Source organism: uncultured Mucilaginibacter sp. (genome assembly GCF_903913935.1).
In the GTDB taxonomy this organism is placed as follows: domain Bacteria; phylum Bacteroidota; class Bacteroidia; order Sphingobacteriales; family Sphingobacteriaceae; genus Mucilaginibacter.
Genome location: NZ_CAIWNH010000022.1, coordinates 1 through 8,909, shown reverse-complemented (window position 1 = coordinate 8,909; position 8,909 = coordinate 1). Strand labels below are relative to the sequence as shown.

Genomic DNA, 8,909 nt, shown 5'->3' with positions numbered 1-8,909 from the left:
TGCTGCTGGTATCAGACCAGCCGATGATCCCTGAAGGCGTAAAAACCGCCGAAAGCGATTCAGCCGTTACCGACCAGTTTGTGGAAACCCATTTGCGGATAGGTATTGAATCGTTAAAGCAATTGATCAATAATGGCTTAACAGTGAAGCATTTGATTTTTTAGGTGGATGAGATGAATGGCTGAAAGGAATTCTTAATCAAATCCCAAAACTCATTCAACTGCTCACTTAATCAACCCTCAACAAGGATATATCATTTAAGAAAGCTAATTTTGCCCTATGTGGTACAACAATATATTGGAAACCGTAGGCAATACGCCGCTGGTGAAGTTAAACAGGGTAGCAAAAGACATCCCTGCAACGGTTTTGGCAAAGATAGAGACCACTAACCCCGGCAATTCTATTAAGGACCGTATGGCCATTAAAATGATCGAGGATGCCGAAAAAAGCGGTAAACTTAAACCCGGCGGGACTATCATCGAAGGTACATCTGGAAATACAGGTATGGGCCTGGCCATTGCGGCGGTGATCAAAGGCTACAAATGTATTTTCACCAGTACTGATAAACAAAGCAAGGAAAAATTTGACGCCCTGCGCGCTTTTGGCGCCGAAGTAATAGTTTGTCCTACCAACGTGGACCCTGAAGACCCGCGTTCCTACTACTCCGTTTCGTCGCGGTTGGAGCGTGAAGTGCCGAATTCATGGAAGCCGAACCAGTATGATAATTTATCCAACTCGCAGGCGCACTACGAGCAAACAGGTCCGGAAATCTGGGAGCAAACAGAAGGAAAAATCACCCACCTGATAGCAGGAGTGGGTACAGGCGGCACTATATCCGGCATTGCCAGGTATTTAAAGGAGAAAAATCCCGCTATACAGGTTCTGGGTATCGACACCTACGGCTCCGTATTTAAAAAATACAAAGAGACCGGGATCCTGGATAAAAATGAGATCTACCCATACATCACCGAAGGGATTGGCGAAGATTTTCTCCCGCAGAACGTTGCCTTTAACCTGATCGATCATTTTGAAAAAGTTACAGACAAAGATGCTGCTTTAATGACCCGTGAGATTGCGCGTAAGGAAGGCATTTTTGCCGGTAACTCCACCGGCTCGGCCGTTGCAGGGCTTTTGCAGATGAAGGACAGGTTTAAAGAAGGCGACGTGGTGGTCATCATTTTCCCTGACCATGGTTCCCGCTATATGGGTAAAATGTATAGTGACGACTGGCTGCGCGACAACGGCTTTTTAAAAGATGAAAAACTTACCGCAAGGGATATCATCCACCGGAAGGACAGCCAGCCCATTGTGACCATTGATTGCGAGCAAACCATCCTGGAGGCGATCAATACCATCAAGTCGCTCAATATTTCGCAGATCCCGGTTACGCAAAAAGGGATGGTCATCGGCAAGATCACTGAAAGCGACATCTTAACTTCGCTGATCGAAAACCCCTCCATCAAATCGCAGCCGGTAAAAAATATAGCTACCGCACCGTTTCCTTTTGTGGACCTGAATACCTCCATCGATAAAATATCCGCCATGATCAATAAGGATAACATTGCCGTATTGGTGGAAGATAACGGGCAGATAGAAATTATTACGCAATACGATATTATCAATGCGATCTCGGCCTGATAGGAGGTGAAAGGCGAAAGGATAAAGGTGAAAGGTTGTAACCTGCCAGACTTCCGAAGTTTTGGAAACTTCGGAAGTCTCCTTAGAAAACCATCACTCCAGCCTCTTCCTCGCCAACTCCTTGCTATATCTGTCCGTAAGGCCCTTTTTAGGGTGCACCAGGATGAAAACAGCGGTACCTTTTTCCCTGGCCAGCGGGTTTTCTACTTCGCCGATCTTCCGGTAACTTTCTAAGGCCGATTTAAAACTATTGATATTACCGCCGCCCTGGTCGTCTACATAAATAATGTATTCGCCATCCAGGTTATCGGGCGCCCAGAGGGTAAAACTGCTGTTGAGGGAAATGACCTCGGGTAAATTGAATTGTTTGTCGTAATGATGCAGGGCGCCGGCCTCGCCGTAGTTATCGGCATAGATCTGGGTATGTTTTTGCTGTTCGGGGGTTAAGGTTTTCCAGGCAGAATCTACTTTGGCAGCCATTTCGTCCCAGCCCAGCATGTCCGCGTAATCCTGCGTGGTAGCGTGAACTTTATGATCCTCCCAGGTCACCAAAAATTGCATGGCAGGCATGTTTTTACGGGCGAACCTGAAAAAAGAAAGCGTTTGGCCGAACGACAGTACGGGCAACAGCATCGGGAGGATCAACAGCCCAGGCACGGTGAATATCGCAATCACCACGCCACGAAGCGCCAGCCCGCTTGCTTTCAGCCATCGCTCAAAGCCAAAGCCTCCCGCAGCAAACAGCATGGGGTAGGCGCCAAACAGGTAATAGGGTTTGCCATGCATCACCAGCAAAAATGTAAAGATCAGCACAAAAGCAATGGCCAGGAACTGGAATTTATGCAGCCTGACAGAGAACAATAAAAATATAAAGCCGGTAAGCCACACAAACAGGGCAATACCGTTTACCATTAATTCCTGTTTAATATAGTCGGAGGGCTGGATATAGTCCAATTGTTCTTTTTGCAGCGTACTCATGTGGGTAAACACCGGTAAATGGTGTTGAAATTGCCAGATAATATTAGGCAGCCAAATCAAAACAGCAAGCAACGCGGCGCCTAAAATATGCCTGTTCAACAGCATTTTACGCTGTTTACTGATCAGGATGCCAAAAAGCAGCGAAAAGGTAAAAAACGCCATGGAATATTTGGTGAGCATGCCAACGCCTACTACTAACCCCAGGAAGTATAAATATTTAACCGCGGAGGTATTGCAATATTTTACCAGGAACCAAACGGCCAAAACCCACCAAAGCTGGTCAAATACCACCGGCTGGAAGAGGTAATCGCTGGCCGCGAAGGCGGGCGAGAAGATCAGCGCCAGGCAGGCCAGGGCGATGGCAAACCTTTTACCGCCCAGTTCAACGGTGATTTGCCCGGTGAGCCAAACGATAAGGCCCGCCGCAATGGTAGGGAAGATACGGGCTGCAAATACAGAATTGCCAAATATAGAGATGGTGATCTTTGCCAGCAGGGCAATAAATGGCGGTACTTCTTTATACCCCCAATCCAGGTGATCGGCCAATACCAAATGTAAAAACTCGTCGCGGTGAAAACCGAAATGAGCAATTGCCAGCAAATTCAGACCAATTTTAATCAATACAAAAATCAGAATAAAACTGGAATAGGTTGATCTCCGGTTCTTATAGGGCATTTATAATCGCGTTTGCGATAAAGATAGATATTTTGAGGTGAAAGGTGAAAGCTGAAAGGCGAAAGGCGAAAAATATAGAAAGAGATAAAGCCTTTTAACCCTTTACCTTTCGCCTTTCACCTTCTCCATCAAATCCGTTTAATATTCGCGCCCAGCGCTATCAGGCGTTTATCGATATACTGGTAGCCGCGTTCAATTTGTTCGATGTTATAGATGGTTGATTTACCCTTTGCAGAAAGCGCGGCAATTAACAGGGCAACCCCGGCACGGATGTCAGGTGAGGTCATGGATATACCGCGCAACTGCACCTGTTTATCCAGGCCAATAACTGTTGCGCGGTGCGGATCGCACAAAATGATCTGGGCGCCCATATCCAGCAGTTTATCTACAAAAAACAGGCGGCTTTCAAACATTTTTTGGTGGATCAGTACCGATCCTTTGGCTTGTATGGCCACTACCAGGCAAATGCTCAACAAATCGGGCGTAAAGCCGGGCCATGGGGCATCGGCGATGGTCATGATGGACCCATCAATAAAGGTATCTATCTCGTAATGTTTTTGCGCCGGGATAAATATATCATCACCCCTTAACTCCATTTGGATACCGAGGCGTTTAAAAACGTCAGGGATCATCCCCAGCTCATTATAACGTACGTCTTTGATGGTGATCTCAGATTCCGTCATGGCAGCCAGGCCGATAAACGAACCGATCTCGATCATGTCCGGCAGTAAACGGTGTTCCGTTCCGCCAAGTTCAGCAACGCCTTCAATACTCAACAAATTCGAACCTATGCCGCTGATCTTCGCGCCCATGCGGTTTAGCATTTTACAAAGTTGCTGTAAATAAGGTTCGCAGGCAGCATTGTAAATGGTAGTAGTGCCTTTTGCCAAAACCGCAGCCATCACAATGTTGGCAGTCCCGGTAACTGATGCTTCGTCCAATAAAATATAGGTACCCTTTAAGTTGGAAGCGTCTACATTAAAAAATCCATTGGATGGGTCGTAATTGAACTGTGCGCCCAGTTTTTCAAAGCCCAAAAAGTGGGTATCCAACCTGCGGCGGCCAATTTTATCGCCACCAGGTTTAGGGATGGCCGCCTTGCCAAAACGTGCAAGCAGTGGGCCAACGATCATAATAGACCCCCGTAGCCCGCCACCTTTTTCTTTAAAGGCATCTGATTTAAAAAAGTCAAGGTCGATATTTTTTGCTTCAAAACTATAGGTATCCGGTGCAAGCTTTTCAACTTTTACCCCCATATCGCCCAGCAATTCTATCAGTTTATTTACATCTTTAATATCAGGAATATTGCTGATAGTGATCTTTTCGCCGGTCAATAAAACCGCTGAAAGCACCTGTAGTGCTTCGTTTTTTGCTCCCTGCGGAATGATCTCGCCTTTTAGCGGTTTACCGCCGATTATTTCAAATGCGTTGGTCATGTTTAGTTCATGGTTCATGGTTCATTGTTCATGGTTGGATTAGGTTTTAGCTATTAACTTATCCATTATAAACAATTAAGCCAGTTAATACTTTAGTTGATGATTCACGGCTTGTGGTAGATAGTCGTCTTTTACGATGAACTATCAACCATGAACCATGAACCAATTAATATATTGTTCGCGGATCATGTTTTGTGGGCGATGTTCCGGTCTTTTTTACCATGAACTATCAACCATAAACCATGAACCAATTAATACTTTAGTTGATGATTCATGGCACGTAGTTGATATTCGTTTTTCACTATGAACTATCCACCATGAACCCATTAATACTTTAGTTGATGATTCCTGGCACGTAGTTGATATTCGTTTTTCACTATGAACTATCAACCATGAACCATGAACCCATTAATATTTCTTCGCGCCGCCGCTATTGCGGTTACGGTTTTGGTTGTTGTTATTGTTACGCGGGTTGTTATTGTTGTTGGTACGGCCGCGGTTATTTTGATTATTATTATTGTTGGTACGGCCGCGGTTGTTTTGGTTATTGTTGGTATTATGCGGTATCGAACGGTATTCAACCTTGTTCAGGTTGATGTTTTCCTCGAGTTTTAATTGCCCGCCGGATAGGTTATACAAGTCAGAAAGGATGATCTCGTCAGCCACTGAATCTTTATTCCATTGTACATAAGCCATTTTCATAAAGTTAGCGATAGCTTGCACCATATGGCGTTTGCGATCGGCATCATCTATACTTTTGGCTTTTTCAATCATCAATTCAATGGTTTTGCCATAGTGTTTATACTTGATACGCTGGTGCGGATACCTTAGCGGCTCGGGTTTCATATGGATAGCTTCCGTCGAAGGTTTCGGGTATGGCGAATCTACATCGATCTGGAAATCTGAAATAATATGCAGGTGATCCCACAGTTTGTGTTTAAAATCGGCCACGTCGCGCAAGTGGGGGTTCAGGAAACCCATCAGGTCAATCACCACCTGGGCGTAACGGTTACGTTCTTCTTTGGTAGGCAGCGCAACAATATATTTTACCATATTTTGTACGTTGCGGCCATATTCAGACAGGATAAGTTTATTCCTGGTTGAGTTATAATCAAAATTTTCGGGCATAGTTGTATAGCTATGTAATGAATAGAATTATTGGAAGTTTAAAATCAGCACAGACATTATTTCCTAAAAAAAGCCGGAAATAACAGGCCAAAGTTGAATTTACCTGAACAGGTAACGCAAATATAAAGCAATTGTGTGAAAATGCAAATTGTTTTTTTAGTCGGTAAAGTCCGAAAGTCCGAAAGAAAAAAGTAACTAGTTTTAACATTCCAACCTTTCAACTTTACAACATTTCAACTACTATTCCTATTTTCGCACATGCGTCATTCAGTCATTATTACCAAAATCGATATTTACAGGTTCAGCATCCCGATGGTGCCGTTTACCATAGCTACGGGAACTATGGATCATGCACAAAATGTGTTTATAAGGGTACACACAGATGCCGGTTTTTATGGGGTGGGAGAGTGTTCTGCCTTCCCGATGATTGTTGGCGAAACCCAGGATACCTGTTTAATAATGGCAAAGGAATTTGCCGGGCTTTGGATCGGGAAAGACGCACTTGATATTGAAGCCCGTTTGCAGCAGCTCCATAGTTTTACCTCCGGCAATACGACAATTAAAAGCGCCTTCGATATGGCATTGTATGATATTGCGGCAAAACATGCAGCCTTGCCGCTTTACAGGTTTTTGGGTGGAGAGAAACGGGTGGTAGAATCGGATATAACAATTGGGATCGCATCGCCCGAAATGATGGCCGAAAAAGCGATAGCATTTAAAAAATCAGGTGCCAATATCCTTAAAGTAAAATTAGGGAAGGATGCTGCAGGGGATATTGAACGCGTAAAACAGATCCGCGAAGCTGTAGGAGAGGGGCTTGAAATACGGATTGATGCCAACCAGGGCTGGAGTTTTGACGATGCCGTTTTTGCATTGCAAGCCATTGGCCAGTATCATATAGCGTTTTGTGAGCAACCAATGCGTACCTGGTATGACGATCGGCTGCCTGAGTTGATAAAGCTATCCCCCGTAAAAATTATGGCAGATGAAAGTGTGTATAATCATCATGATGCCCGCAAGCAGATCAATAGCGGTTCATGTGCTTATATTAATATAAAGATGGCTAAATCAGGCGGGATATTTGAAGCCAAACAGATCCACGACCTTGCCGCCGCCAAAGGTATTGCCTGTATGATGGGTGGCATGCTGGAGAGCCGCATTGCCTTAAGTTTAAAGCTGCATTTTGTATACGCCAGCCCCAATATTAAGTTTTACGACATGGATACCTGTATGCTCGGTCACCTGGTTGATCCCTGCATCGGAGGAGTTACCTATGATGGCTATAAATTAAATATCGCTGACCAGCCGGGTATCGGGGCCGATGCGGATGAAGCTTTTTTGGAGGGATGCGAAAAGTTTACTGCCTGAACACGATTTATAGGATTTATAAGATTCGAAAGATATAAATCCACCTCATCTTGTAAATCTTATAAATCCTATAAATCGTGTTCAGACACTCAACTCCGCAAAATATTTATGAAACAGCGGGATGGTTTCGATTCCCTTATAATAATTAAACACGTCGTACTTCTCATTAGGCGAGTGCAGTGCATCACTATCCAATCCAAAGCCCATTAAAACGGTTTTTATCCCCAATTCAGCCTCAAACAGGGATACAATCGGGATACTTCCACCGCCGCGTGTCGGAATAGGGTCCTTACCAAACGATGTTTTGATTGCTTTTTGGGCAGCGCGGTAGGCAATACTGTCCGTTGGTGTAACCGCAGGTTCGCCGCCATGGTGCGGTGTTACTTTTACCTTTACCGATTTTGGCGCTATTTTTTCGAAATGCGTGGTAAACAGCCTGGTGATTTCATCGGATGTTTGGTTGGGTACCAGCCTCATGGATATTTTAGCATGCGCTTTTGAAGGCAGGACAGTTTTGGCGCCTTCGCCGGTGTAACCGCCCCAAATACCATTTACCTCAAGGGTTGGCCGGGTACCGGTACGTTCGAAGGTAGTATATCCTTTTTCACCCCAAAGCTCTTCAACGCCCAGGTCAGTTTTATATTCCTGCTCGTCGTATGGTGCATTGTTGAGTTCCCTGCGTTCTGTTGCCGTTAATTCAACTACTTTGTCATAAAAGCCAGGAATAGTAACATGATTGTTCTCATCGTGCATGGACGCGATCATTTTAGCCAGGATAGTTGCCGGGTTAGCCACCGCACCGCCGTACACGCCTGAATGCAGGTCGCGGTTTGGGCCGGTTACTTCTACTTCAAGGTACGATAAACCACGCAAGCCTGTCTCCAGCGAAGGGTGATCCATGCTGATCATAGAGGTGTCAGAAATAAGCACGACATCAGCCTTTAATTTTTCTTTATTGGCCTTTACAAAAATACCAAGGTTTGATGATCCAACTTCTTCTTCCCCCTCAATCATAAATTTGATATTGCAGGGCAAAGTATTGGTTTGCATCATTAGCTCAAAAGCTTTAACATGCATATAAAATTGCCCCTTGTCGTCGCAGGCACCGCGGGCGTATATTTTTCCATCACGGATGGTAGGCTCGAAAGGGGGGGTGTTCCAAAGTTCCAGGGGGTCAGCAGGCTGAACATCATAGTGCCCATAAACCAAAACAGTTGGTTTGTTTGCATCAGTGATTTTTTCACCATAAATTATAGGGTATCCGGCAGTTGCACAAACTTCAACGCTATCAGCTCCCGCATCGCGCAATTTTTGGGCGACAAAATCTGCGGTTTTAAGTATATCAGCTTTGTATTTCGGATCGGCGCTTACCGACGGGAAACGAAGCAGCTCAAACAACTCATCCAATAACCGTTGTTTGTTGTTTTTTACATATTGTTTTATAAGCTCCATGATTTTGAATTTGGAGCAAATATAGGGTTTGTTCCGCCACAAAGTAACGAATAAAAATAAGTGTTTATCCGTTGAATGACAACCAGGGTACGGATAAACGGCGGGTTACATTAAACATGCACAAACCTAAAAACAGGCATTATTTAATAAAATAGTTGTGTGGGATTTTATTTACAGGGTGGAGAATGCTCCACGTATTTAAGAAAGTGTGAGCAAAAAAAAAGCTTGTTTCTT

6 protein-coding genes and 1 pseudogene are annotated in these 8,909 nt (G+C 44.5%); 3 read left to right on the top strand and 4 right to left on the bottom strand.

Annotation, left to right across the window (positions count from 1 at the left end):
* Both QZY09_RS00890 and QZY09_RS00885 read left to right on the top strand, forming a co-directional pair.
* A pseudogene (locus QZY09_RS00890) lies at positions 1 to 164 on the top strand (AMP nucleosidase); the annotation flags it as partial.
* 115 nt (positions 165 to 279) lie between these two features.
* Entirely contained in the window at positions 280 to 1,638 is a 1,359-nt protein-coding gene (locus tag QZY09_RS00885; protein WP_295666913.1) for a pyridoxal-phosphate dependent enzyme, read from the top strand.
* Positions 1,639 to 1,731: 93 nt separating this feature from the next.
* Here QZY09_RS00885 and QZY09_RS00880 read toward each other — a convergent pair whose 3' ends face one another.
* The 3 genes from QZY09_RS00880 to QZY09_RS00870 form a co-directional block, all read right to left on the bottom strand.
* A complete protein-coding gene (locus QZY09_RS00880; protein WP_295666910.1) occupies positions 1,732 to 3,291 on the bottom strand; it encodes a glycosyltransferase family 39 protein in 1,560 nt (519 codons plus the stop codon).
* Between the two features lie 128 nt (positions 3,292 to 3,419).
* Entirely contained in the window at positions 3,420 to 4,745 is a 1,326-nt protein-coding gene (gene murA / locus QZY09_RS00875) for a UDP-N-acetylglucosamine 1-carboxyvinyltransferase (protein ID WP_295666907.1), read from the bottom strand.
* A gap of 390 nt (positions 4,746 to 5,135) precedes the next feature.
* The gene (locus QZY09_RS00870) at positions 5,136 to 5,855 is read right to left on the bottom strand and encodes a DUF4290 domain-containing protein (RefSeq protein WP_295666904.1); all 720 of its coding nucleotides are present in this window, start codon (positions 5,853 to 5,855) and stop codon (positions 5,136 to 5,138) included.
* 258 nt (positions 5,856 to 6,113) lie between these two features.
* Here QZY09_RS00870 and QZY09_RS00865 point away from each other — a divergent pair, with 258 nt between their 5' ends.
* A complete protein-coding gene (locus QZY09_RS00865; RefSeq protein WP_295666902.1) occupies positions 6,114 to 7,223 on the top strand; it encodes a mandelate racemase/muconate lactonizing enzyme family protein in 1,110 nt (369 codons plus the stop codon).
* A gap of 81 nt (positions 7,224 to 7,304) precedes the next feature.
* Here the strand turns inward: QZY09_RS00865 and QZY09_RS00860 are convergent, their stop codons facing one another.
* The gene (locus tag QZY09_RS00860) at positions 7,305 to 8,675 is read right to left on the bottom strand and encodes a dipeptidase (protein ID WP_295666899.1); all 1,371 of its coding nucleotides are present in this window, start codon (positions 8,673 to 8,675) and stop codon (positions 7,305 to 7,307) included.
* Between the last annotated feature and the right edge of the window lie 234 nt (positions 8,676 to 8,909).

Coding starts and splice junctions, on each gene's coding strand:
- QZY09_RS00885 (WP_295666913.1), top strand. CDS start 280: ATGTGGTACAACAATATATTGGAAACCGTAGGCAATACGCCGCTGGTG.
- QZY09_RS00880 (WP_295666910.1), bottom strand. CDS start 3,291: ATGCCCTATAAGAACCGGAGATCAACCTATTCCAGTTTTATTCTGATT.
- murA (WP_295666907.1), bottom strand. CDS start 4,745: ATGAACCATGAACTAAACATGACCAACGCATTTGAAATAATCGGCGGT.
- QZY09_RS00870 (WP_295666904.1), bottom strand. CDS start 5,855: ATGCCCGAAAATTTTGATTATAACTCAACCAGGAATAAACTTATCCTG.
- QZY09_RS00865 (WP_295666902.1), top strand. CDS start 6,114: ATGCGTCATTCAGTCATTATTACCAAAATCGATATTTACAGGTTCAGC.
- QZY09_RS00860 (WP_295666899.1), bottom strand. CDS start 8,675: ATGGAGCTTATAAAACAATATGTAAAAAACAACAAACAACGGTTATTG.